This window comes from Plantactinospora sonchi (genome assembly GCF_036422035.1).
Taxonomy (GTDB): Bacteria; Actinomycetota; Actinomycetes; order Mycobacteriales; family Micromonosporaceae; genus Plantactinospora; species Plantactinospora sonchi.
Map to the genome: position 1 here is coordinate 316,910 of NZ_JAZGQK010000021.1, position 25,329 is coordinate 342,238.

Sequence of the window (25,329 nt, forward strand, 5' to 3'; positions counted from 1 at the left end):
CCGGACAAACGCCCCGGATTTCGGTAATCCCGCCGGCCGGGCGCCGTCTGCACGATGCTGGGGAACCGACCCGTTCCACGCGGCCGCCGGTACGGGTCCGCTGCCCGCAGACCCGTACCGGCGGTGCACGCTCCCGCCGATCGGCGGTACGTCGTGCGGGACGCCCTCAGCGGGGCGCCACCGACGGTGTCACCAGTTGGCGCAGTAGCCGACGCTGACCGTGCTGGCACCCGGCTTCAGGCTCTTGTTCCAGCCCACGCCACTGACCCGGTAGCTGCCGTCATCCTGGACCTGCCGCTGGAAGTTCCAGGCGTCGTAGATCTCGCCGCCGAGCTCGACGTAGCCGTACCAGTCGACGGGTTTGTCGGTCCGGTTGGTGGCGACGATGGTCGCGCAGTAGCCGCCACCGCTGTCCGAGCCCCACTGCGTGGAGTTCTTGACCACGAGGTCGACGTTGCCCTCGGCCGGGCCGACCAGCCGGCCCACCCCCCACCGGGCCGTGGTCTGGTATCCGGTGCCCACCGGGTCGGCCCAGTTGCGGATCGCGGTACGTGCCCCGCCCGAGGCGTCGTTGACCTGGAAGTCCAGGCCGTGGAACGTGTCCTGGCCGCCGTACTCCAGGAGACTGATCGCCGCCTCGACGGTGTAACCCGTCCCGGTGCGGACCGCCGCGCTGGTCAGCCGGCCGGCCTGGAACGCCTCGTCACCGGTGCCGAACGAGACGACGTTGTCGGCGTTGATCCGGATCTGGGTGTCGTCGTAGCGGTAGGGGCCGTTCTTGGCGTTCCCCGCGTCGACGTAGATCTCCACCGAGTCCTGGGTCCACGGGTCGGAACCTGAGACGTCCACCACCGGGTCGGCGACCTCGGCGAGCACGTGGAGCGTCTGGTCCCGCCAGAGGGTGCGGACCGTGGCGATCGCGCCGTCCACGCCGGAGACCTGCTTCGCGGTGGTGACCTCCCGGGCGTCGGCCCAGGCGGCGTCCACCGCACCGTCGATGACCGGAGCTGTCCGGGCCTGCCTGACCTCCAGGTACGACAGCTCCTCGACCAGGGTCAACGTGCCCGACGCCCCCTCGGTGTTCCAGCCGGACGTGGTGCCGTCGTCGCTGACCCGGACGTCCAGGGTGAGCGTGTCGCCCTGGGCCGCGTCGGTCAACGGAAGATGGGCGACGATGTCGTAGCCGCCGTCCCGCTCGGTCGCCACCGCCGGCACGTCCCCGGTGCCGTCCCGCGACACCGTGTACGTCCGGTCGGCCAGGACGAAGCTGACCTCGTCGCCGGTGGAGGCCGCGGCGTCGTCGACCGTCACGAAGGCGGTCAGGTGGTCAGGGGCCCAGCGCAACTGGAACTCGGCCACCTCCTCCACCGGGTGCAGCGGCAGCTTGCGCCAGGTCAGGTCGGACGTGGCGGCCCCGGAGAGGGCGACGTCGCCGGCGAAGACGTTCGCCGTACGCAGCCGTGCCGGCAGATCGCCGTCCACCGCCCCGTGGTACGCGGGCTTTGCCCGGAGGCTGTCGTTGAAGACCAGTGGGGCGCCGCTGCCCGACCGCCAGGACCGGCCGTCGGTGAGGCCCCACACGGTGACCACGGACAGGTCGTCGGCGTACTCCCGGAAGATCCGGAACGCGTCCCGGAAGAAGTAGCCCTGCTCGATCAGGTTCGCCTGGGTCACCGGGGTGCCCGTCGTGACGTCGAGCTCGGTGACGGCCTGGGTCACCGGCAGGTCCCCGAACGCGGCCAGCGCGGCTTCGAGGCTGCTGACCGGGGTGGCCAGCGACACGTGGAACTGGTGACCCACCCCGTCGACCGGCACCCCGCGCGCCACCAGCCGTTCCACGAGCGCCTTGTAACGCGCCTGCTTGCCGCTCTGCTCGGTGTTGTAGTCGTTGATGAACAGGGTGACCGGGTCGGTGCCGGCGACCGCGTGGACGTCGTTGAACGCCTGGTCCGCGTACTGGAACGCGAGGTCGATGTAGTCCTCACCCAGGATGCGGTACCACTCGCTCCGACGTAGACCGTCGGCGAACTCGCCGCTGTCGCTGACCACCTCGTTGACGACGTCGAAGGCGTTCAGCGGGTTGGTGTCGGAGCCGAACGGGCCGTACCGGTCGCTCAGCGACTCGGCGACCGCGAAGATGTGCGTGCGCAGCCGGTCACGGAGGACCTGCTGGTCGGCAGAGGACGTACTGAGCGGGGCGCCGGCGGAGTCCTGGAAGAACCACGCCGGGGTCTGGCTGTGCCAGACGAGCACGTGGCCGTAGAGGCCGAGGTTGTTGTCCCGGGCGAAGTCCATCAGCGCGATCGCCTGGTCGTGCGGGCGGAGGGTGCGCTCCGCGTCGTACCACGCCTCCGGCTTCATGTGGTTCTCCGGCGTGATGTTGGTGAAGTGCCGGGTCAGCAGTTGGGCGGCCGCGCCCACCGTCTCGCGGCTGTCGATCGCGACGCCCACCGGGAAGTCGGTGGTCTCGTGGATGGGCGTGAGGTCCTCGATGACCGGCGGCTCCGGCACCCGTACGACGATGTCGTCGACGAGGAAGTCGCTGGTGTTCCCGGCCTCGCCGTCCTGCCACCGGGACTCGAGGTACAGCAGGGCGCTGTCGGCCGCCGGCATCGTGAAGCTCGCGGTGACCTCGGTCCAGCCGCTGTTCATGATCCCGGCGAACTGCGCGAGGGTGCTGAACGACTGGCTGCCGTCGGCGGTACTGGCCAGGCTGAGCCAGATGTCGTCGGTCGGCTGGCCCTCGCCGAACCGCAGCCACGCGCTGAACTCGTAGGTCACACCCGTCTCGAACAGGCTGCTGACGTCCCGGCCGATGCCGGCGCCCTGGTTCACCCGGTCGGTGACGACGGCCGCGGACGTACCGCCGTGCGCGACGTCGGTGAGTTCGACGGTCGGGGCGCCGGGGCCACCGTCGCGTGGGGCCCAGCCGTCGAGCCCGTCCTCGAAGCCGGTGTTGATGACGACCGTGCCCGGCTCGGGGCCGCCGGTGCCGTCCGGTGTGGTGATGCTGACGTCGTCGAGCAGGTACGGCGTGCTGCCCTCGGCCTCGACGTAGAGGGTGGCCGAGTCCAGGCCCGCCGGCACGGTGTAGCTGCCGCCGATCCGTACCCAGGTGTCGGCGGTGGTGGGGACGTTGTCGCCGACCCAGGTGTAGGTGCTGTCACCGCCGCCGGTCGGGGTCGCCTCGACCGTGAAGTGGACGCCGGCCGGGCCGGTGGTACCCGCCGGAAGTTTCGCCCATGCGCTGATAAGGTACGTCGCGCCGGGTTCGAACATGGCGGTCACATCTGTCGCGGCACCCTGCCAGTTCGCGGTGCGGCCGGTGACCGAAAGGCTATTCGCGCTCTCCCGTCCCTCCGGTGCCATCGCGAGCGTGACGGGTCCGCGCGGGCCCCACGGGGCGTACGAGTCGGACTCGAAGTCGTTGGCCAGGACAACCCTGTCCTCCGCCTGGGCGGGAGTCGCCACAGCGACCGATCCGACCAGGCTGAACAGGGAAAATGCCACAAGGGTGGCTAGCCTTCGAGATGGTGGGGTCGAGGTGTCTCGGAGGTGCGTCAAAGGGGCTCCCTACCCGGGCGGAACGGCGCGTGGGCGGTGCCTGGAAAACGTTCCGGCAGATCCAGACGCGCGAATGCTAACCGGGTGACGCGTGCCAGTCGAGACGCGGGCCCGATCCGGCGCTCTCAATTCCGGCGAGCTGGTCGGGGCGCCGGAAGTTTCGGAATTTCGGACCTGTGGTGTTTCGGAACCGGAGCGGGTGTGATGGTCGGGTTCGTGGCCGGCGGAGGCAGCAGACCGGGGCGTGGTGGCCGGTGCCGACGGTGCGGAGGCGCACCGGCCACCGGAGGCGGGGTCGGCCGACAAGCTCAAGTAATGCTCAAGATCCGGTTCACCCGGCCCGGCGATGCGAGAAATGCACATACGCTCACCGCACCCAGCCCACTCGATCCCCCGTACGGCGGCGACCGTCGTCGTGGCAGGGCTCACCGTGGGCGGACCGAGCACCACCGTCCTGAACGGATCGGCCGGGCCCGAGACGGGCCGGCCACGATACCAACCACAGGCCGCAACAAGAAGGAGGGAAGCATGCGACGTACGCGATCGCGTATCGCGCTTCTCACGCTGTCCGCCCTGGTGGGAAGCGTCCTCATGGCGACCCCGCCGGCAGGCGCGGATCCCACCGGAGCCACCGCCACGGCCGGCTCGGGGCGGTCCCCACTCGAGGGCGAAGAGCGGGTACGCCTGGTACGCATCCAGCTGACCGGCGCCGACATGCTGGACAAGGTGGTCGCCGCCGGCTTCGACCTCGAGCACGGCCTCCGGCGGGTGCCCACCGGCATCGAAGGCGAGGCGGTGGTGACCGCCGGGCAGGTCGCCGAACTCGAGGCGATGGGCGTCGAGATCCTCGACGACCACGAGAGCTTCGCCTGGAGCGACGAGGCCGACGGCGGCTTCCAGGTCTCCGGCGCGCGGGCCGCCCAGCCGGCCAGCCACGAGGCGACGGTACGCGTCGTCCGTGCCGACTGGTTCACCACGAAGGGCCAGGGCTTCCTCTACGTCGAGGCGCGGACCACCGAGGGTCAGCAGGCGGACCCGGTCGTCGAGATGCAACTGGAGAACAACTCGGGTCGCGGCACGGCGTTCGGCTTCGCCCGGACGATGAGCCGGTTCGTCGACTCCGGGCAGTACATGTTCCACCGGAACCTGTTCAAGCTCGACCAGCGTCCGAGCCAGATCCGGGTCACCAGCTCGACCGGCGGTGTCGCCGTCGGGGACGTCTCCGACTGGCTCGAGGACGCTCCGCCGCCGCTGACGGAGAACCGGGGCTACCGGTACGACTTCGTCGACGGCTACCGGACCCCGCAGCAGCTCTACGCCCGCGCCCACGAGATCGCCCGGCAGTACCCGGACATCGCCCGGATCATCTACCTGCCGAACCAGACGAACGGCTACCAGCGCAAGGCGCAGGCCACGATCGGCGGCACCGGGGAGGCCGCGGTTGTCGTCAGCTCGGCGGCCTGGGGCCACGAGGGTGGCAACGACATCACCGTCGAGTTCGTGGACCGGCCGGGGGCGGATCTCCCGCTCACCGTCGAGGTGGTCGGCGAGGCGGTCCGGGTACTCCTCGCCAAGGACGCCTCCGGCGGACTCGCGAGTACGGCCGCCGAGGTGGCGGCCGCGCTGGAGGCCGGGTCCCAGGGTCTGATCGACCGGGCGCACCCGTACCGCACCAACACCGGCACCGGCATCGTCGCGGCAACGCCCGCACCGGTGGCGCTGACCGACTTCCTGGACCAGAAGCGGGTGGGCGCCCCCGAGGGCGAGGTGCCGCGTGGCCCGGCCACGATCCCGGTGCTGCGGATCGGCAAGCACCGCGACGGCAAGAAGCCCGGTGTCCTGATCCAGGCGCAGGACCACGCCCGGGAGTGGGTGCCGGCGACGACCACGCTGGAGACCGCCGAGCGGCTGGTGCACAACTACCGGTCGGACCGGGAGACCAGGAAGATCGTCGAGGACACCGACATCTTCCTGATCCTGTCGAACAACCCCGACGGGGCGAACTACAGCTTCTACAACTTCGCCTCGCAGCGCCGGAACATGACGAACCACTGCCCGGACGAGAACGCCGATCCGGCCCGGCGCAACTCCTGGGGCGTCGACCTGAACCGGAACTACCGGGTCGGGTCGGGCCACGACGGCTACGCGGGTGCGTCGACGAGCTGCGTCAGCGACACCTTCCAGGGACCGGAGAAGCTCTCCGAGCCCGAGGCCGCGAACATCATCTGGCTGGTCGAGAAGTACTCGAACATCAAGTTCATGATGTCGGTGCACTCCAACGGCGGCCAGCTGTTCTGGCAGCCCGGTGCGTACATCGCGGACGGGCGGATCACCACGCCGCGCCCGCCGCTGGGTGACGAGGCGTTCTACTGGCAGTCGGCCGCCAGGATCCTGTCGCAGGTCAAGGCACACCGGGAGACCGTCGTGACGCCGGAGAACGTCGGCGGCTCGTCGGACGTCCTCTACTCCTCCGCCGGCAACGTGCGCGAGGACCTGTACCACACGTACGGGATCTACGCCTTCGGCTGGGAGGTCGGCGGGTCGATCTACAACCCGGCCACCGGCAACTGGCAGGGCGGCTCGTTCCAGCCGGTGTGGGAGGGCGATCCCCAGCTCGTCAGCGGCCACGCCGAGACCATGGAGTACGCCAACGGGATCATGGAGATGTTCCGGGTCGCGGCGGAGTGGGGCAGGGACAAGAAGGACCCGACGTCCCGGCTCGTTCCCGGCGACGGACGGTACTCCGGGCCGGTCGACGTGCGTTTCGAGACGAACGAGCCGGCGACGATCTACTACACCACGGACGGCAGCCGGCCGACGCTCCAGTCGCCGCGCTACGAGGCGACCGAGTTCCGGGAGCCGGGCCAGGTGTTCCACGTGACCGAGACGACGACGTTCAACTGGTTCTCGGTCGACGCGGCGGGCAACATCGAGCAGAACTACGACCCGACGAAGAAGGACCGGCGCAACAGGTACCGGACGGCGACGATCACGATCCGCGGGTAACGCCCGTCCGGTGACCACTGCCCCGTCAGTGCGGGTTCGCCCGCACCGACGGGGCAGTGTCGTGTCTGCGGCCGGGCGGACGCGCCTGCCCGACTCCCGAAGGGCGCGGGAACTTCCGCGCCCACCATCGCGACTACATAGGTGATTTTCGATGCCGGGCCGACGGGTGGTCGGGCATGCGCCAGCAGTACGTCCGAAGCCCATCGGGAGGTTTCCGTGTCCACCACAGTCAGTCCGCCGTCGGATCCCCGGTCACCGACGCCGGCCGCGATCCCCGCTCCGCCGCTCCGTCGGACGGACCACGATCGTCGGTCGATCACCCCGCTGGTGCTGCGGATGCACTTCTACGCCGGGATCCTGGTGGCACCGTTCCTCGTCGTGGCCGCGCTCAGCGGGTTGGCGTTCGTCTTCACCCCACAACTGGACCGGCTGGTCTACGCCGACGAACTCCGCGTCGACCAGGTCACGTCGACGGCCCGGCCACTGGCCGAGCAGGTCGCCGCGGCCCGGGCCGCCCATCCGGAGGGCGCGCTCGCCTCGGTCGTCCCGCCGGTGGAGCCGACGGACACCACCAGGGTCGTCTTCTCCCTGCCCGAACTGGGGGAGAAGCAGCACACGGTGTACGTCGACCCGTACACCAACGAGGTCAGGGGCACCCTGACCACCTGGTTCGGGCAGACCCCGCTGATGACCTGGATCGACGACCTGCACCGCAACCTCCACCTCGACACGGTCGGCCGGCACTACTCCGAACTGGCCGCCTCCTGGCTGTGGGTGCTCGTACTCGGTGGGCTCACCCTGTGGCTGCGGCGACAGTGGAACGGCCGTCGGCAGCGACTGCGCCGCATCGCCCTGCCCGACCTGGCCGCCGGCCGGGGCGTACGACGTACCCGGGGCTGGCACGCCGCCACCGGCTTGTGGCTCGCGATCGGCCTGCTTGTCCTCTCCGCCACCGGCCTCACCTGGTCCCGGTACGCCGGAGCCAACTTCGACGTGCTCCAGAACGCGTTCAACGCGCACAGCCCACAACTCGACACCACGCTGGCCGGGGCACCCGCCGGGGGTGAGCCGGGCGGCGGCCACCACCGCGCACCGGCGCACACCGACGGTGTCGCCGACCCGGCCGACGTCGACCGGGTCGTCGCCGCCGCCCGGCGGGCCGGTCTCACCGGCCTGGTGGAGGCCACCCTCCCCGCCGAACCCGGCACCGCGTGGACGGTTGCCCAGAACGACCCGAGGTGGCCGGTCGGCTTCGACCGGGTCGCCGTCGACCCTGCCACCGGCGCCGTCACGGCCCGCAGCGACTTCGCCGACTGGCCCCTGCTGGCGCGACTGTCGAAACTCGGCGTCGCCTTCCACATGGGAAACCTTTTCGGACTGGTCAACCAGCTTCTGCTGGCGGCGCTGGCGGTCGGTTTGCTGTGCGTGACCGGGTGGGCGTACCGGATGTGGTGGCAACGCCGGCCGATCCGGGTCGACCGGGCCGGCGCGCTGGGTGCGCCGCCGGCCCGGGGTGCCTGGCGGCAGGCCCACCCCGGTGCCCTGGTCGTCGCCGCCGTGTCGGCGATCGCGGTCGGCTGGGCCCTGCCCCTGCTCGGCGTCAGCCTGGCGGCGTTCCTCGTGATCGACGCGGCGGTCGGTCTGACGCGCCGCCGACGGGCCCGGGCGACGGTACCGACCTCGCCCACCCCGGTCGGCGGCTGAGGACCGACCACCCGGCCGGCCCACCGGCACCGCATCCGGTGCCGGCGGGCCGGCCGGTCACGTTCCGCCGTCACACCTCCGAGTGGAACCCGGACGTGGCGGGAACCGGACGGCAATTTACGACGACCTGTAGTAAAGCGAGGTACGACTACCGGAGGAAACACATGCACATCTCGGCACCGACCGGCACACGACGACGTCTGACGGTCCTGGCCACGGCCCTGGCGGCGACAACCGCGGTCGCCTTCGGCGCGGCCGGATGCGGCGGGTCGACGTCACCCGCCGCCGAAAGCGGTCCGTCCGCGTCGGCGACCACCCCCGCGAACCCGGTCACCGTCCGGGACCCGTGGGTGAAGGCCGCGGACGAGGGCATGACAGCGGCGTTCGGCACGCTGGTCAACGACGGCGACGCCGACGTCACGATTACCGGGGTCAGCACCGACGTGTCGCCGATGGAAGTGCACGAGATGACCATGAAGGACGGCAGGATGGTGATGCAGCCCAAGGCCGGCGGCATCACGATCAGGGCCGGAGGCAGCCATCAGTTGGAGCCCGGCGGCGACCACCTGATGCTGATGGACCTCAGCAGGCCGGTCCGGGCCGGCGACGAGATCACCTTCACGCTCACCTTCGCCGACGGGAAGATCGCCCGGTTCACCGCGGTCGCCAAGCCGTTCACCGGTGCCGAGGAGAGCTACGACCCCGGCTCCCACATGCCGACCAGCCCTGCGGCATGAACAGCCGTTCCGAGGCGTCACCGCTGAGCCGGCGCGGACTGCTCACCGGTGGCGCCCTGGGCGTCGGCGGTGCCGTCGCCGGCGCCGCCGTCGGTATCGCCGCGACCTCCGCCGACACCCGGTCGGCCGCGCCGGTCACCGCCGGGCCGACGGCCGGCACCGACATCGGTACGGCAATCGAGCCGTTCCACGGCCCCCGGCAGGCCGGTGTCGCCACCGATCCGCAGGCGCACGCGGCGTTCGTCGGGTTCACCCTGCGCCGGGGAGTGGACCGGGCGGCGTTGGGCCGGATGATGCGGCTGCTGACCGACGACGCGGCCCGGCTGACCCAGGGCCGGGCACCGCTCGCCGACACCGAACCCGACCTGGCCGTGCTGCCGGCCCGGCTCACCGTCACGTTCGGCTTCGGCCCCGGTCTGTACGCGGCGGCCGGGCGGGACGAGCGGCGTCCGCCGTCGGTCGCCGAGCTGCCCGCGTTCGGGATCGACCGGTTGGACCCGGCCTGGTCCGGCGGCGACCTGCTGTTGCAGATCTGCGCCGACGATCCGCTGGCGGTCAGCCACGCGCAACGGATGCTGATCAAGGACACCCGCCCGTTCGGCTCCGTACGGTGGGTGCAGCGAGGCTTCCGGCGCAGCCGGGGCGTACAGGCGGCGGCACACACCCAGCGCAACGTGCTGGGCCAACTGGACGGCACCGCCAACCCCCGCTCCGGGACCACCGCCTTCGACCAGGCCGTCTGGGTCAACGACGGTCCGGACTGGCTGCGCGACGGCAGCACCCTGGTGCTGCGGCGCATCCGGGCCGAACTGGAGACCTGGGACAAGCTCGGTCGGGCCGACAAGGAACTCGCGGTCGGTCGGCGGCTGGACACCGGTGCGCCGTTGACCGGGCGGCACGAGCACGACGAGCCGGACTTCGCCGCGCTGAACGAGGCCGGGCTGCCGGTGATCCCGGACTTCTCCCACCTGACCCGGGCCCGGGTCAGCGACGACCGGTTGAAGATCCTCCGGCGGCCGTACAACTACGACGGGGCCCCGGACGCCGCCGGACGGGCGGACAGCGGCCTGATCTTCGCGGCGTACCAGGCCGACATCAACCGGCAGTTCCTGCCGATCCAACGACGGCTCGCCGAACAGGACCTGCTCAACGAGTGGATCACCCCGATCGGCTCGGCCGTCTTCGCCGTCCCGCCCGGCTGCGCGCCCGGTGGTTGGATCGGCGAGCGGTTGCTGGGGTGAGACCCGTACCAGCCCGCCCACACCGGTTCCGTGGTCGGGCGGGCTGGTACCGGCACGGCGGGAACCAGGCGCGCCCGCCGGACGACCATCTCATGGGCGTGTCGATGCGATGAGGAGTTGAGCAGTGTCCGGTCGAACAGTGCGACGGCGAGCGGTCACCCTGGCCATGCTGGGCGTCGGTGCGGTGCTGGCTGTCCTGTCAGCCGCCGTACCGGCCTTGGCGCACGCCCGGTTGACGGCCAGCGACCCGAAGGCGGACTCCACCGTCACCCGGGCGTTGACCCAGGTCACCCTGACCTTCAGTGAACTCGTCCGGGGCAACCTCAGCACCGTGGTGATCACCGGGCCGGGTGGATCCCGGTACAGCACCGGTAAGCCCCAGGTGGTGGACAGGCAGGTACGCCAGCCGGTCGCGTCGCTGCCGTCCGGGGACTACCGGGTCGCGTACCGGATGGTCTCCACGGACGGTCACCCGATCGAGGGCCAGTTCCGGTTCACCCTCGCCCTGCCACCGGGACAGGAACCCCGCACCGCGCCGCCCACACCGCCGCCGACCACCACCGCGCCGACCACCACCGCGACGGACTCCACCGCTGCGGCGGTGCCGGCCGCGAGCAGCGACTCCGGTTCCGGAACCGGACAGTGGTGGGCCGCGGGCGTCGCCGGTGCCGGGGTGATCGCGGTCGGGGTGGTGGTACGACTGCGACGGCGGCGGGCCGGCACTCGGTGAGCACCGGAGTCGCGTCGCCGTACCGGAAAGCGGTCAGCGCGGCTCCGGCGTCACCAGACCGGTCTCGTACGCGGTGATGACCAGTTGTGCCCGGTCCCGGGCGGCGAGCTTGCTGAGCAGGCGTCCGATGTGGGTCTTCACGGTGCCGAGCGTCACGTGCAGGTGTTGCGAGATCTCCGTGTTGGACAACCCACGGGCGATCAGGGACAGCACCTCACGTTCCCGCTCGGTGAGGACCTTCAGCCGGGGCGGCGTACCGGACGCCGGCCAACCCTGACGGCCGAACGCGGCGATCAGCCGCCGGGTGACCCGGGGCGCCAGCAACGCCTCGCCGGAGGCGACCACCCGGATACCGGCCAGCAGTTCGGCCGCGGTGGCGTCCTTGACCAGGAATCCGCTCGCGCCCGCCCGCAGGGCGGCGTAGACGTACTCGTCCAGGTCGAAGGTGGTCAGGATGAGCACCCGTACGGAGGCGGTCTCCGGATCCGTGCAGATCCGCCGGGTCGCCTCGATGCCGTCCATGCCGGGCATCCGGACGTCCATCAGCACCACGTCGGGCAGGAGCCGCCGGGCCAGCCGTACCGCCTCGGTGCCGGTGCCCGCCTCACCCACGGTGACGTAACCGGGCGACACGTCGAGCAACGCCCGGAAACTCTCCCGCATGAGGGCGTGATCGTCGGCGAGCAGCACGCCGATGTCCGAGGAGACCGGCTCGTCCGATGTGGAGGAGAGCTCCGTCATACGGTTTCCTCCGCCGCGACGTAGGGGATGTCGGCGACCACCTGGAAACCGCCCTCCGGCCTTGGTCCGGTGGCCAGGGTGCCGCCGTACATCGTCACACGCTCGCGCATGCCGATGAGACCCTGCCCGGCGGAGCGTCGGCCGGCCGGCCGGGGCCCACGGCCGTCGTCGAGAACCTGGATCCGCACGCCACCGTCCCGGGCCCGCACGGTCACCTGGCAGTGGTCGGCGTTCGCATGCTTCATCACGTTCGTGAGCGACTCCTGGACGATCCGGAAGACGGTGAGGTCGACCGCCTGCGGCAGGTCGTCGGCGCCGTCCAGGCGCAGCTCGACCCGCAACCCGGCGGACCGCAGCCGGTCGGCGAGCTCGGACAGGTCGGCGGTTCCGGGCGACGGGCCGAGGTCGGCGCCCGAATCGTCGCTGTCCGCCCGTAGTACGTCGAGCAGCCGGCGGATCTCGGTCAGTGCGGCCCGACTGGTTCGCTCGATGGTCACCAGCGCGGCCCGCGTCTCAGCCGGTCGCTGCTCGGCGATGTGGTTGGCCACGGTGGCTCTCACCGCGATCAGGCTCATGCTGTGCCCGACGATGTCGTGCAGCTCCCGGGCGATCCGCAGCCGCTCGTTGGCCACCGCGTCCCGGGCGAGTTGGCGGGCGAGGTCGGCCTGGACCGTCCGGCGCCACCGGACCAGCCGGCCGGTGGCCCACGCCGTGGTCACCACCACGGCCGTCACCCCGAGCTCGACCTGCCACCACAGTGGCACCTCGCTCCCGTACGCGTCCGCCGTTCCGATCCCCGCCGTCCGGTAGAGCCACGGGATGGTGGCGGCCGGCGCGGCGAGGCTGCCGGCGAGCGCGACCGTCGCGACGACCGGGCCCGCCACGGTGGCCGCCGTGTAGAGCGCCAGCGCGACGGGCGCGTACGTCACCGGGATGACCCCGATGCCGACGACGCCGAGCGCGGTCGCCGTCGCGGCGGCCACGGCCACCCAGCCGAGCACCGGCAGCGGCCACCGGCGGCGGACCGCCAGCGGGAGCCCGACCGCCGCGCCGGTCAGCCAGGCCACCCACACCGGACCGGTGAAGGCGGGACCCGGCGGATCGAGCATGGCGTCGACCGCCAGGTACGCCAGTACGACGGCCACCGCCCCGTCCACCACGGTGGCGCGTACGTCGGATCCGAGCGGTCGCGGCGGGACTCGGCCCTGCCTGGAAACCATGCTCCTACGCTATAGCCGCAGCCAGGACAGCGCGTATGACCGTGGTAGGACATGGATTTCCGACCATGGTCAGACGCCTGCGACCACCCGCCCCTGACAGCATTTCTTTGTGATCGTGGTAAGAGAACTGTCCAAGCGGTACGGGCCCACCCTGGCGGTGGACCAACTGTCCTTCGAGGTCCGTCCCGGAGTGGTGACCGGCTTCCTCGGTCCGAACGGAGCGGGCAAGTCCACCACCCTACGAATCATTCTCGGCCTCCATCATCCGACCTCCGGTGAGGCGTTGATCGGCAATCGTCGGTACGACCGGATCCACCACCCGCTGCGCGAGGTGGGCGCCGTGCTCGACGCCGGTGCCGCCCATCCCGGCCGTACCGCCTTCCACCACCTCGCCTGCCTGGCCCGCAGCAACGGCATCGGCAAGGCCCGGGTGACCGCGGTGCTGGAGCAGGTCGGCCTGGCGGGCGTGGCGCACAAGCGGGTGGGTGGGTTCTCGCTCGGCATGCGGCAGCGCCTCGGGATCGCCGGCGCACTGCTCGGCGACCCGGCGGTGATCCTGCTCGACGAGCCGCTCAACGGACTGGACGCGGCGGGCATCCGGTGGATCCGCTCCACCCTGCGGGAGCTGGCCGCGGAGGGCCGCACCGTGCTGCTCTCCAGCCACCTGATGAGCGAGATGGCGCTCACCGTCGACCATGTGCTGGTCATCGGCCGGGGCCGGTTGCTAGAAGAGAGCTCGGTGACGCAGATGCGCGACCGGTTCGAACGCGACGTGCTCGTACGGTCGCCACGGGCGGCCGAACTCGCCCCCATCCTGACCGGCCTCGGCGCGTCCGTCACGACCACCGACGACGGCTGGCTCGTCGCGGTCGGCGTGGACGCGCCCACCATCGGCGACGTCGCCGCGGCCGCGTCGATCCCCCTGCACGGGCTCACGCCGCGCAGCGCCACCCTCGAGGACGTCTACCTCGAGCTGACCAGTGAGGTGGTCGAGTATCCGGCCGCCACGCAGCGGAGGACCCGGTCGTGACCACGTTGAGAGACGCTCCGGCCGGGACGGACACCGGTCGGGCGCTGACCCCGACCGTGTCGCTCGCACAGGTGTTCCGGGACGCGACGGCCGCCGAGTGGATGAGGCTGCGGACCCTCCGGTCGACGTACGCGTTCCTCGCCGCCGCCGTGGCGGCGACCCTGCTGGGGATGCTCGTCCTGTTCTTCCTGATCCAGGGCTTCGACCAGGCGACGGCGGCCGAGCAGGCGAACTTCGAGACAGCCGACCCGACAGTGGCGGTGATGCCGTTCGTGGGGTTCTTCATCGGTTCGGTCGGCGCCATGCTGATCACGACGGAGTTCACCACCGGCACCATCGGCCCCGGCCTGCTGGCCGTGCCGCAGCGCCGGATACTGCTGGGCGCCAAGGCGACGGTGTCCGGGGTGGTGGGTCTGCTCGGCGGGCTGCTGTTCGCACTGCTCGCCTTCACCGGCGCGACCCTGTTGCTGGGCGACCGTCCCGCGCCGCTCAACCCCTGGCAGAGCTGGACGGACGCGATGCCGGCGGTGTTCTGCGCGGCGCTTGTCGCGATGGTCACCAGCACCGTGGCGCTGGGCCTGGGAGCGGTGCTCCGCTCGACCGCGTCGACGCTGGTGACCCTGGGCGGCCTCGTCCTGGTGGCACCGGCCTTCGCGCACTTCCTGCCGACGACGTGGCACCTGAGGTTCAGCTCGATCCTGCTGCCGAACCTGACACCACAGCTCACCGGCGCCGACCACCCGTACCTGCTGTCACAGGCCGGCGCGGCCGTCGTACTGGTCGCCTACGTGGTCGTCGCGCTCGGGGCGGGCACGCTCAGTTTCCGCCGTCGCGACGCGTCCTGACCCGACCTCCCCGACCGCCCTTTTGACCCGACCGCCCTTCCGAGTTTTGACAGGGAGACAACCGATGTCCCACCTCGACAGCCTCAGCCACGGGATCGCCGCCGCCGACACCGGTACGACGGTCGCGGGGATCATCCTCTGGGTCGTCCTGATGGCCGCCTACCTGGCCCTGGTCATGTTCACGGTGTGGCAGGTCATCCACTCGCCGAGAAGTGACGACTCACGCACCCTCTGGACCTGGCTGGTGGTCCTCGCCCCGCTGCTCGGTGTTGTCCTGTGGTTCCTGGTCGGCCGTAACGCGGCGGCCAGGGGAGGGGAGCGTTCCGGGTCATAGGGTCTCGCCGGTCACCACGGCCGGCCGTCGGTGGCGGTCCCGGTAACCACCGGCGACTGACCTGCCGCCGGTGACCGGCAGGCATGTCGTACCCGATGTCCGGCTCTGGCCGCCGCACCCCCCGGACCGCGCCGCCGACGGACGAGTCCGGGGTCCGGAGTCGAGGGATCGTCGGCCGGGCCGAGGTTCACGGGATCAGGCTGCACCACACCATCCTGCGGACACGTGCCGAGTCTCCTCGGCCGCCCAACCGGGGGCGGCCGAGGAGACGGAGGGTACGGGGAATGCTCGGGTACGGGTTCCGACCGGCGACATCGGAAGGAGCCCCTACACCTGCCACACACCGCCGCGCATCAGATCCCGGCCGGTGATCTCGTTGGCCTCGCGCCAGGCCTGAATCAGCTCCGGTCGGATGCGGAAGTACGGGTAGTTCCGCAGCTTCCGGGGCTCGAATCCGGTCTTCGCGGCGAACGCGTCGCCGACGTCGTCGCTGACCTCGTCGGCCATCACCGCGGATCCCTCGACGAGCACCACGTCGCGGGTCGTCCCGACGGTGAGGCGGACCCGCCCGCCGGGACGGAGGTTCCGGGCCGTGGGGTTGCTGGCCGCCGTCGAGATCAGGAGTGTCTCGCCGTCCCAGAGGAACGACAGCGGAACCAGATAGGGCGTTCCCGCCGGGTCGGCGGTGGCCACCCAGGCGTCGACATCGTGCGCGAGCCGCCGCAGCGTGTCCTGTTTACGCTGCTTGGGCGTGCGGGGCGGGGGTGTCATGCGTCGAGCCTCCTGTCGGTCCGGATGATGACGGGGGTTGCCGGAAGGGGTGCCGAGCCGGGCCGGCGCCGGGGCGAGCCGGCGTGCGGCCGTGATCCCGGCCGCCGCTGCTCAGCTCACCGCTCGCGCCACCAGCGCGGCGATTGTCGCCTCGTCGGCGGGGGTCAGACCCTTCAGCGCGAAGGCGGTCGGCCACACCGAGCCGTCGTCGAGGTCCGCCTGGTCGCTGAAGCCGAGGGTCGCGTACCTGGTGTTGAACTTCTGCGCGCTCTGGAAGAAGCAGACGACCTTGCCGTTCCTCGCGTACGCGGGCATGCCGTACCAGAGTTTCGGCGAGAGGACCGGCGCGCTGGCGCTGACGATGTCGTGCAGCCGCTCGGCGATGACCCGGTCCGCCTCCGGCATCTCGGCGATCTTCGCGAGCACCTCGCGTTCCGCGTCCGCCCTGGCCGTACGGGGGTCGCGGCGAACGCCCCTCTTCAGTTCACGGGCGCGCTCCTTCATCGCGGCCCGCTCCTCGTCGGTGAATCGTTCGGACGTCTCTCCGGCCGCGGTGGCGCGGTCGGTGGACGTGGTCGTGTTCCTCATCGCAGGTCTTCCTCTCAGGCGGGTTGTCTGACACCACCGTCGGGACCGGCGCGCCGCCCGGGGCGGTGCCAGGGCCGATCCGGCGGTTCGGGGTGGTCGATCGGTCGGGACGTCGGTACCGGCCACCGACCGGAGCGGTGCCCCGCTGTTCCGTGGCACCGCTCCGGTCGCTCACCGGTCCTGCAGCAGTCCGAGGACGTTGCCGTCGGGGTCGGTGACGGTGGCCGCGAGCCGGCCGCCACCCACGTCGCGTACGGGCTCCCGGACCGTGGCGCCCGCGGCGGTCACCTCGGCGAGCTTCGCCTCGAGGTCCGGCACGTGCCAGTACGCGACCGGCGAGGTCATGCCCTGCGGCCCGCCGCCCGGCACCAGCCCGATGTGCTGGCCGTCGACCTCGAATCCGACGTAGTAGGACGCGTCGGTCTGCGGCGGCACACCGAGCAGCGCGGCGTACACCTCCCTGGCCGTCGCCAGGTCGGAAACGGGATGCAGCACGGTCCTGATTCCCTGGGTGGAAGAGCCGGTCATGGTCACTCCTGAACTCGTGGGCCTCTCGGCCCGCAGTGGCGAGGATCGTCTGATCGGATCGGCCCCGGAAACGGCCGGTCATGATCACGGCTCAAGCGTCGCCCGGTCGCGTCGGCCCGACATCCGTGCCGGCCACGGGGACCACCACGTAGATCGGCACGGATACGGCAGGATGGGGCCCGTGGTAGCTCAGGCGGGGATCTCGGCGCGGGAGGCCGAGGTGTTGTCTCTGCTCGGGGAACATCTCAGCAACGCGGAGATCGGCGCACGGCTGTTCATCTCCGTCCGTACCGTCGAGACCCACGTGTCCTCGCTGCTGCGCAAGCTCGGTGCGCTCGACCGGCGGGCGCTCGCGCGGCTCGCCACCGAGTGGAACCGGGCCGCGCGTGGCGGCGCGGTGGCCGCCGGGCTGCCCGCGCCGGTGACCTCGTTCGTCGGCCGGATACCGGAGCGGGCGGCGCTGGCCGAGGCGGTCACCGCGTACCGGCAGGTGAGCGCGGTCGGCCCGGGCGGGGTGGGGAAGACCCGGTTGGCGCTGGCGGTCGCGGCGGAGGCGGCGGGCGACTTCGCCGACGGGGTGTGGTTCGTCGACCTGGTCCCGATCACCGACCCGGCGATGGTCGGGGCGGCGGTGGCCGCGGCCGTCGGCATCGGCCAACAGCAGAGCCGGGGCATGGACGAGTCGGTGATCGCCGCGCTGGCCGACCGGCACGCCCTGCTCGTACTGGACAACTGTGAGCACGTGCGGGACGGGGTGGCGCCGTTCCTGGAGCGGCTGCTCGCCGGCTGTCCACGGCTGACCGTGCTGGCCACCAGCCGGGCCCGTCTGATGGTGCCGTTCGAACGCGTGCATCCCGTTCCGCCGCTGTCCCTGACCGGCGACGGCGACTCGGACGCGGTGGCGCTGTTCCTGGACCGGGCGGCGGCGGTGGGCTGGCCTGTGCCGTCGGAGCAGCGTGACCAGGTCGCCGAGATCTGCCGGGGGCTGGACGGCGTGGCGTTGGCGATCGAACTGGCTGCCGCCCGGTTGCCCACGCTCGGTCTGGACGGTCTCGCCGAGGTGCTCTCCCACCAGCTGCGGCTGTTGACCGGGGGTGCCCGGGCCACCGACCGGCACCGGTCGGTACGGGCCATGCTCGACTGGAGCCACGCCCTCCTGGAGCCGGACGACCGTACGCTGCTGCGCCGGATCGCGGTCTTCGTGGCGCCGTTCACGGTGGACGCCGCCGCGCGGGTGGCCGGGTTCGCACCACTGGACCGGGCCACGGTGGTGGACGGGCTGGCCCGGCTCACCGAGCAGAGCCTGCTGACGGCGGCCCCTGCCGTGGACGGTACCCGTTATCGCACGCTGGAGACGATCCGCCAGTACGGGATGGAGCGACTGACCGGGGCCGGCGAACTCGCCGAGCTCCGGTCCCGACATCTGAGCTGGTGCGTTTCGACCGCGACCGAGCTGGCGGACGACGGCTCCGAGGCGCGGCGCGGCGTCGGACACGCCGAGCCGGAGCGGTCGTCGGGAGCGGCGGCGGGAGACGGGGCCTGGCGGATCCGGTTCGACGCGGTGGCCGACGATCTGCGGGCCGCGCTCGGCTGGGCGGCTGGCGTCCCCGAGCACCGCGCCGACGCGTACCGGTTGGCCGTCGCCCTGGCCGAGCTCGCCTTCACCCGCAACCTGGTCGGTGAGTCGCAGCAACGGTACGAGCAGGCGGCGGCCCTCACCGACGACCTCTCCGCTGCCGCCGTGGCGCTGCGGTGCGCCGCGGCGGTGGCCGGGTGCCGGCTGCTCGGCGACGACATGTACCGCCTGCACCGCGCGGCCGCCGACGCCGCCGGCCGGGCCGGCGACAGGGCCGGCGCCGCTCTCGACCTGGCGACGGCGGCCACCACCGCGTACCGGTTCTCCGGCGCGTTCACCCGGATTCCACCACCGGCTGAGCCGGCGGCCCTGCTGGCCTCGGCCCGTGAGCTGGCCGGCGGCGACCCGGCCATCGACGCCGCGGTGGCGTTGGCCGAGGCCGGTGTGCTCGCCGACGCGTTCGGCTCCGACCAGGGCCCGTCGGAGAACGGGGTCACCGGGACGATCGCCGCCGCCTCGCGGGCGGTCGAGCTGGCCCGTCGGGCGGACGACCCGCTGGCCACCTCCGCCGCTCTCGACGCGCTGGCCGGCGCGCAGAGTTGGGCGGGGGACAGTTTCGCGGCCGCGGCCACCGCACGGGGCAGGGTGGCGCTGCTCTCGTCGGTGCCGGTGAGCCCGGCCAGCACGCACGAGCTGACCGACGCGCTGGTCTCGGGGATCGACAGCAGTCTCGGCGTGGGGGACCTGCCGACGGCCAGACGATGGGGCCGGCAACTGGCTGACCTGCCGCTGCTGGCCGAGGTGGGGCACTACGCCACGTCCTGGCTGCTGACGGTCGACGCACTCGCCGGCGACGTGGACGACGTGCTCGCCGCGAGCGAGCGGTTCCTCGACGCGTGGGAGCGCACCGGCCGGCTGCGCGCGCCCCGGCTCGGTGCCGCCGCGGCGGCGGTCGCGATGGTCCACGGTCTGCGGGGCGATGACCGCGCCCGGGCGGAGTGGCTGGCCATCGCCGACCAGCTCGGTGCGACGCCGGAGCGTAGCGCCGGCTACGGCGCCGTTTTCGACGCCACCGTCCAGCTCCATCACGGCCGGGTGGCAGCGGCGCTGGATCGGGTCGCCGCCGAGCCGGAACACGTGTGGAAATGGGTTACCTGGATCTGGCTGCACTGGTACGTGGCGCTACGCGCCGAGGCGGCCGCGCTCGCCGGGCACCCTGACGCGCGACGCCGTATCGCCTCCGCCCGGACGATCGTGGCCGGGAACCCGATCGCGGGCGCCCAGCTGGCACGGGCGGAGGCGCTGCTCGACGGTGACCGGGACCGGCTGCTCGCCGCCGCGGCGGCTTTCGAGGCCGCCGGCTGCCGTTACCAGTGGGCGCGGACGCTCGTTCTCACCGGCGGTGAGTACGCCGCGACCGGCGCGGCTGCCCTGGCCGACAACGGCCTCGCCCCGACGGCGGCGGGCGGGTAGTCTCCGGGCCGTCCGCGGACTCGAATCCCGTTCCCGTCGCGCATCCCGAGAGGACGTTGCCGATGTCGTCGCCCGAGCTGTCCCCGGTGGAGCGGCACCGCCAGATCGCGGCGGTGTTCACCGCTCGCGTCGAGGGTGTCGGCGACTGGGACGCGCCTGCCCCGGTGGCCGACTGGACCGCCCGCGACGTGGTGCGTCACCTCGTCGAGTGGCTGCCGCCGTTTCTCGCCAGCGGCGCCGGCGTCGAGCTGCCGAAGGGGCCGAGCGTGGACGACGACCCGGTGACGGCGTGGCGGGACCATCACGCCGGGGTGCGGGCGCTGCTGGATGACCCGGAGACCCCGCGACGGGTGCTCACCAACCGGCACGTCGGCGACGTGCCTCTCGATCAGGCCATCGACCGGTTCTACACCTCCGATCTGTACATGCACACCTGGGATCTGGCCCGCGCCACCGGGCAGGACGACCGACTGGATCCGGAGGAGTGCGCGGTACTGCTGGCCGGCATGCAAGCGATCGAAGACGCGATGCGCGGCTCGGGCCAGTACGGCCCACGGGTCCCCGTCCCGGACGGTGCGGACGCGCAAACGCGGTTGCTCGGGTTCATCGGCCGTGATCCGTTCTGGACGCCGACGTCGCGGTGACCGGCCTGTCGTGACATGGCCCGGGTCGCGACGGCCCGGGCCAGGCCGACGTCGGCGGGCGATCCTCGGGGCGGCCCGCGACCGGGGCATGCCATGACCGGCCCGCCGGCTCGTGATCGGCGGACAGACCCTTAGCCGGTCGGCGGGGTCGGAGTGTTCCTCAGGAGAAAGGTGAGCCCTTCGGACGTCGTCGGATGGGCGAAGATCGCGCGGCGCAGCTCGGTGTACGGCAGGCCGCCCACCATCGCCGTCTGTACCACGGCCATCGGCTCGCTGGCCTCGGCGCCGAAGACGGTGAACCCGAGGATGTGGTCGCTGTCCGCCGCGACCAACATCTTCATGAATCCGCGTGGCTCCGACAGCGTTCTCGTCCGCAGAACGGCGGCCATCGGCATGGTGAGCAGGCGGTACCGGATGCCACGGCGTCGGGCCTCGGACTCGTTCATGCCGACGCGCGCCAGTTCCGGATCGGTGAACATGCAGTAGGCGAGCAGGCGGCCCGTGGTGGTGCTGCTGCCTCCCCGCAGATTGTCGTGGACCACCTGGAAGTCGTCGAAGGACGCGTGGGTGAACTGTGGACTGCCCGCACACTCGCCCATGGCCCAGACGTTGGCGGCCGTGGTGGCCAGGTGCTCGTCGACGACGATGTAGCCCGCCTTGTCGAGCTCCACCCCGGCCAGCTCCAGGCCGACGTCGCTCGTATCCGGCGTACGGCCGGTGGCGACCAGCAGGTCGGTCCCTTCGGCGGTGCCTTCACCGTCCTGCCCCCCGGTGACGACCCGTACCCGGTCGCCGGAGGTTCCCTCGACGCGCCGTACGTCGCTTCCGACCTGGACGGTGATGCCGTCGTCGCGGAAGAGGTCCAGGATCGCCGCCCCCACGTCCGGGTCCTCGCTGCCGGCCAACTGCGGTCCGTGCTCGATCACCGTCACCCTCGCGCCGAAGCGGCGCATGGCCTGCGCCAGTTCCAGCCCGACATAGCCGCCACCGACGACAATCAGATGTTCCGGCAGGCGGTCGAGGTCGAGCAGCTCGACGTGGGTCATCGGCCGGGCGGCGACAAGCCCGGGCACGTCCGGCACTCTGGCGTGCGTACCCATGTTGAGGAAGACCCGCTCGCCGCTGATGCGGCGGGTACCGCCGCCAACCAGCCTGACATCGACGGTTCTCGCACTGACGAAGCGCGCCTCGCCCATGATCAGTTCGGCGCCGCTGGCCCAATAGCGGTCCAGGTGAAGCTGGCGCAGGCCGTCGACCATCGCCCGCTTCCTCGCCTGTACGCCCTTCATGTTGGTCACCGCCGACCCGAGGTCGACCCCGAACTCGGCCGCACGGGTCGTGAAGTGACGGACTTTCGCCGAGTGGATGATGTTCTTGCTCGGCAGACACGCGATGTTCGGGCAGGCGCCGCCGATCAACTCACGCTCGACGACGGCCGTGCGACGGCCCTCGCCCGCCATCGTCCAGGCGAGGTACTTGCCGGCCTCACCGCTGCCGATGATGAGGATGTCGAAGTTCTCGGTGGAAGACATCAATCGGCTCCTCTGACGGGTGACGGCATGACGCGCTGCCAAAATATCAGGACATAGCATGCCTTCTCGGCGATATTGGACCGGGCTTCGCGCCCAGAGCCGGTCGTGGGACGGCGGGTCGGTCAGGCGAGTGGCCGCGGACGGGGCAGCGGCCCAGGCGACGGTTTCGGGCCGCACCGTGGTGTGCGGCAGGATGTGGCCGTGATGCTGTTGGTTCCCGCGGACCCGCTCCGCCCACGCCGCCCCGACGAGCATTTCGCGGCGGAGGCGCGAGCCGCTCGCGACGCCGGGCTCGACGTGTCGGTGGTCGACCACGACGCGCTGGCCCGAGCCGATGAACTGGAACGGGCGGTCGCCTCGGTCTCCGGCAGCGGCCCGGCCGTCTACCGAGGCTGGATGTTGCGCAGCGAACGGTACGCCGCGTTCGCCGAGGTGCTCGCCGGGCGCGGGGTGCGGTTGAGAACCGACGGTGAGCAGTACCGGCGGGCCCATGAGCTGCCCGGCTGGTATTCCGCCCTGGCCACGGTGACACCGGTGTCGGTGTGGACCACGGGTGCGGACCAGGTGGACTTCGACCGGGTACGCGCCGAGCTGGGTCCGGGGCCAGCGGTACTGCGGGACTACACGAAGTCGATGAAGCACCACTGGCACGAGGCGGTGTTCATCCCCGAACTCGACGACGGCGCGGCTGCCTGGAAGGTGGCGAGCGAGTTTCTGCGGAGACGTGAGGACGACTTCGTCGGCGGGTTCGTACTGCGCCGCTTCGAGTCGTTCACCACCGCCGAGGTACGTACCTGGTGGGTCGACGGGGTGTGTGTCCTGGTCGGCCCCCATCCGGACACCCCGCACGAATCCCCGCCCACCGGGGTCGACCTCGGCCCGGTCGCACCTCTGGTCGCCGGCCTGGGCCTGCCGTTCGTGACCGTGGACCTCGCACTGCGTACTGACGGTGTCTGGCGGGTTGTCGAACTCGGCGACGGACAGGTCAGCGACCGGCCGGCCACCGTCGAGCCCGAGACGATGATCGCCGCCCTGCGGGCCGGCTGACCGGAACCGACCAGCCGGCCGGCACCTCGTCAACCCGGGTGGCCGCCCTCCGCCCTCGGCGGTCGACGGTGGCCAGGTCCGGGAACTCGATGATCGTTTCGCTCCCGCTCGACGGAGAGCGCCGTCCCACCCACCGCGTGGTCACCGGGGGTCCGAACCGGTCGTCCGGGGTCTGTCGGCGCGGCGCTCACCCGCGGCGGCGAACACTACCCCTTTGACGTCCGCATATGTACGTTCATGAATGAGTTGGCTCGAACTGCGGCGCCCCGGGTCGTGGTCGACCACCAAGGTGTCACCCAGCGAACCGTCGCCCGTCGGCAGCCTGCCACCACCGCACCAGGCCGTTTCCGGTACGACGCCGCGACGGCTTCCGTCCGTACCAGGAAAGGACCTCGCAGTGAGAAGCGACAAACGGCTCCACCGGCTGGTGGCGGCGCTCACCGTGACCGCGATAGCGGTCGTGCTGACCACCGCCGTGGCCGCCGCTCCCGCCGCGGCGGCGCCGGTCACCATCACCAACGGCACCCAGTTCACCGACACCAGCGGCAACGTGCTGCACGCCCACGGCGGCGGTGTGCTCAAGGTCGGCACCTACTACTACTGGTTCGGCGAGAACCGCAACCCGGACAACACGTTCCGGGCGGTGTCCGTCTACCGCTCCACCGACCTGCGCAACTGGGAGTTCCGCAACGACGTGCTCACCCAGTCGTCCGCCGCCGAGCTCCAGGTCTCCAACATCGAGCGGCCCAAGGTCATCTACAACGCGAGCACCGGCCGGTACGTGATGTGGATGCACAAGGAGAACGGGTCGAACTACAGCGAGGCGAGAGCGGCCGTCGCGTCGTCGGCGACCGTGGACGGCACCTACACGTACCACGGCAGCTTCCGACCGCTCGGGCAGCACATGTCGCGGGACATCACGCTCTACAACGACAACGGCACCGCGTACATGATCTCGGCCGCCGACGAGAACTACGACCTGCACATCTACCGGCTGACGTCCGACTACCTCAACGTGGCCAGCCTCGTGGGCAACTTCTGGAACGACGCCCACCGCGAGGCCCCCGCGATGTTCAAACGCGGCAGCACCTACTTCCTGCTGACCTCGGCGGCGACGGGCTGGAACCCGAACCAGGCGAGGTACGCCACCGCGTCGAGTATCTCCGGCCCGTGGAGCGGCTGGACCAACGTCGGCAACTCGACGACGTTCAACTCCCAACCGACGTTCGTACTGCCGATCCAGGGCAGCTCCACGACCAGCTACCTGTACATGGGCGACCGCTGGGCCGGCGCCTGGAGCGGCCCGGTCGGCGACTCGCAGTACGTCTGGCTGCCGATCACCTTCCCGTCGGCCACCAGCATGAGCCTGACCTGGTACCCGTCGATCACCATCGACGCCGCCACCGGCACCGTCACCGGCACCTCGCCCACCTACCACCGCGTCACCGCCCGGCACAGCGGCCGGGTGATGGACGTGGTCAGCAGCTCCACCGCCAACAGCGCCGAGGTCAAGCAGTACGCCTGGAACGGCGGCGGAAACCAGAAGTGGGAGTTCCAGGACGCCGGCGGCGGATACGTCCGCCTGGTCAACCAGAACAGCGGCAAGTGTCTCGACGTCGCCTCCGCCTCGACGGCCGACGGGGCGAACGTCATCCAGTACACCTGCGGCGGTGGCACCAACCAGCAGTGGCAGTGGGCGGCCACGGGCAGCTACTTCCAGCTGCGGGCCCGGCACAGCGGCAAGTGCCTGGACGTGGTCAGCTCGGGCACCGGCGACGGCACGGACATCCAGCAGTACGCCTGCACCAGCGGCACCAACCAGCAGTGGAGCCGTACCCAGTCCTGACCGTACCGCCGAGCGCCCGCCGCCGATCGTGGGTCCGGTAGGACGGGTGCCCGGCAGCCTGCCGCCGACCGACCTGGCCAGTGACCGGACGACGCCGCTGACGTCGTCCGGCACCCGGGCGTCCCGCTCCTGGAAGGCGCGTAGCGGGCCGAGCGCCATCTGGTCGTTGGCG

Annotated in this window: 19 protein-coding genes; 12 read left to right on the forward strand and 7 right to left on the reverse strand. The window is 71.5% G+C overall.

Features of this window, described 5'->3' with window-relative positions:
* Positions 1-189 precede the first annotated feature (189 nt).
* Positions 190-3,471, reverse strand: a complete 3,282-nt coding sequence (locus V1633_RS24710; RefSeq protein WP_331216766.1) for an endo-1,4-beta-xylanase — start codon at positions 3,469-3,471, stop codon at positions 190-192.
* 621 nt (positions 3,472-4,092) lie between these two features.
* On the opposite strand from V1633_RS24710, the gene V1633_RS24715 reads away from it, so the two are divergent.
* From V1633_RS24715 to V1633_RS24735, 5 genes are all read left to right on the forward strand, one after another.
* The gene (locus tag V1633_RS24715) at positions 4,093-6,570 is read left to right on the forward strand and encodes a M14 family zinc carboxypeptidase (RefSeq protein ID WP_331216767.1); all 2,478 of its coding nucleotides are present in this window, start codon (positions 4,093-4,095) and stop codon (positions 6,568-6,570) included.
* Positions 6,571-6,786: 216 nt separating this feature from the next.
* On the forward strand, positions 6,787-8,274 hold the full coding sequence (locus tag V1633_RS24720; protein ID WP_331216768.1) for a PepSY-associated TM helix domain-containing protein: 1,488 nt from the start codon (positions 6,787-6,789) through the stop codon (positions 8,272-8,274).
* Between the two features lie 164 nt (positions 8,275-8,438).
* On the forward strand, positions 8,439-9,011 hold the full coding sequence (locus V1633_RS24725; RefSeq protein ID WP_331216813.1) for a copper chaperone PCu(A)C: 573 nt from the start codon (positions 8,439-8,441) through the stop codon (positions 9,009-9,011).
* The gene (locus V1633_RS24730) at positions 9,008-10,252 is read left to right on the forward strand and encodes a Dyp-type peroxidase (RefSeq protein ID WP_331216769.1); all 1,245 of its coding nucleotides are present in this window, start codon (positions 9,008-9,010) and stop codon (positions 10,250-10,252) included. Before V1633_RS24725 ends, V1633_RS24730 begins: the two co-directional genes overlap by 4 nt.
* A gap of 139 nt (positions 10,253-10,391) precedes the next feature.
* Positions 10,392-10,982, forward strand: a complete 591-nt coding sequence (locus tag V1633_RS24735; protein WP_331216770.1) for a copper resistance CopC family protein — start codon at positions 10,392-10,394, stop codon at positions 10,980-10,982.
* A gap of 33 nt (positions 10,983-11,015) precedes the next feature.
* Here the strand turns inward: V1633_RS24735 and V1633_RS24740 are convergent, their stop codons facing one another.
* Together V1633_RS24740 and V1633_RS24745 are read right to left on the reverse strand one after the other, a co-directional pair.
* Complete coding sequence (locus V1633_RS24740) at positions 11,016-11,723, reverse strand: response regulator transcription factor (RefSeq protein WP_331216771.1); 708 nt, start codon at positions 11,721-11,723, stop codon at positions 11,016-11,018.
* Positions 11,720-12,943, reverse strand: coding sequence for a sensor histidine kinase (locus V1633_RS24745; RefSeq protein WP_331216772.1), 1,224 nt, complete (start codon positions 12,941-12,943; stop codon positions 11,720-11,722). The genes V1633_RS24740 and V1633_RS24745 overlap by 4 nt, the downstream gene beginning before the upstream one ends.
* Before the next feature lie 109 nt (positions 12,944-13,052).
* On the opposite strand from V1633_RS24745, the gene V1633_RS24750 reads away from it, so the two are divergent.
* The 3 genes from V1633_RS24750 (at position 13,053) to V1633_RS24760 (ending at position 15,152) form a co-directional block, all read left to right on the forward strand.
* Positions 13,053-13,973, forward strand: a complete 921-nt coding sequence (locus tag V1633_RS24750) for an ATP-binding cassette domain-containing protein (protein ID WP_331216773.1) — start codon at positions 13,053-13,055, stop codon at positions 13,971-13,973.
* On the forward strand, positions 13,970-14,818 hold the full coding sequence (locus V1633_RS24755) for an ABC transporter permease (RefSeq protein WP_331216774.1): 849 nt from the start codon (positions 13,970-13,972) through the stop codon (positions 14,816-14,818). Before V1633_RS24750 ends, V1633_RS24755 begins: the two co-directional genes overlap by 4 nt.
* 64 nt (positions 14,819-14,882) lie before the next feature.
* Positions 14,883-15,152 (forward strand): PLD nuclease N-terminal domain-containing protein, encoded by a 270-nt coding sequence (locus V1633_RS24760; protein WP_331216775.1) that lies wholly within the window; start codon positions 14,883-14,885, stop codon positions 15,150-15,152.
* 327 nt (positions 15,153-15,479) lie between these two features.
* Here the strand turns inward: V1633_RS24760 and V1633_RS24765 are convergent, their stop codons facing one another.
* The 3 genes from V1633_RS24765 to V1633_RS24775 form a co-directional block, all read right to left on the reverse strand.
* Entirely contained in the window at positions 15,480-15,923 is a 444-nt protein-coding gene (locus tag V1633_RS24765) for a pyridoxamine 5'-phosphate oxidase family protein (protein WP_331216776.1), read from the reverse strand.
* Between the two features lie 111 nt (positions 15,924-16,034).
* Positions 16,035-16,511 carry an iron chaperone gene (locus V1633_RS24770; RefSeq protein ID WP_331216777.1) on the reverse strand — a complete coding sequence of 159 codons (477 nt, stop codon included), beginning with the start codon at positions 16,509-16,511 and terminating at the stop codon, positions 16,035-16,037.
* 171 nt (positions 16,512-16,682) lie between these two features.
* Positions 16,683-17,039 (reverse strand): VOC family protein, encoded by a 357-nt coding sequence (locus V1633_RS24775; RefSeq protein ID WP_331216778.1) that lies wholly within the window; start codon positions 17,037-17,039, stop codon positions 16,683-16,685.
* Between the two features lie 181 nt (positions 17,040-17,220).
* Between V1633_RS24775 and V1633_RS24780 the strand changes: the two genes are divergently transcribed.
* Both V1633_RS24780 and V1633_RS24785 read left to right on the forward strand, forming a co-directional pair.
* Positions 17,221-20,088 carry an ATP-binding protein gene (locus tag V1633_RS24780; RefSeq protein WP_331216779.1) on the forward strand — a complete coding sequence of 956 codons (2,868 nt, stop codon included), beginning with the start codon at positions 17,221-17,223 and terminating at the stop codon, positions 20,086-20,088.
* 62 nt (positions 20,089-20,150) lie between these two features.
* A complete protein-coding gene (locus V1633_RS24785) occupies positions 20,151-20,732 on the forward strand; it encodes a TIGR03086 family metal-binding protein (protein ID WP_331216780.1) in 582 nt (193 codons plus the stop codon).
* Between the two features lie 131 nt (positions 20,733-20,863).
* Here V1633_RS24785 and V1633_RS24790 read toward each other — a convergent pair whose 3' ends face one another.
* Positions 20,864-22,441 carry an FAD-dependent oxidoreductase gene (locus V1633_RS24790; RefSeq protein ID WP_331216781.1) on the reverse strand — a complete coding sequence of 526 codons (1,578 nt, stop codon included), beginning with the start codon at positions 22,439-22,441 and terminating at the stop codon, positions 20,864-20,866.
* 27 nt (positions 22,442-22,468) lie between these two features.
* Here V1633_RS24790 and V1633_RS24795 point away from each other — a divergent pair, with 27 nt between their 5' ends.
* A complete protein-coding gene (locus V1633_RS24795; RefSeq protein ID WP_331216814.1) occupies positions 22,469-23,311 on the forward strand; it encodes an ATP-grasp domain-containing protein in 843 nt (280 codons plus the stop codon).
* A 427-nt stretch (positions 23,312-23,738) separates the two neighbouring features.
* Complete coding sequence (locus V1633_RS24800; protein ID WP_456238644.1) at positions 23,739-25,157, forward strand: RICIN domain-containing protein; 1,419 nt, start codon at positions 23,739-23,741, stop codon at positions 25,155-25,157.
* Positions 25,158-25,329 lie beyond the last annotated feature (172 nt).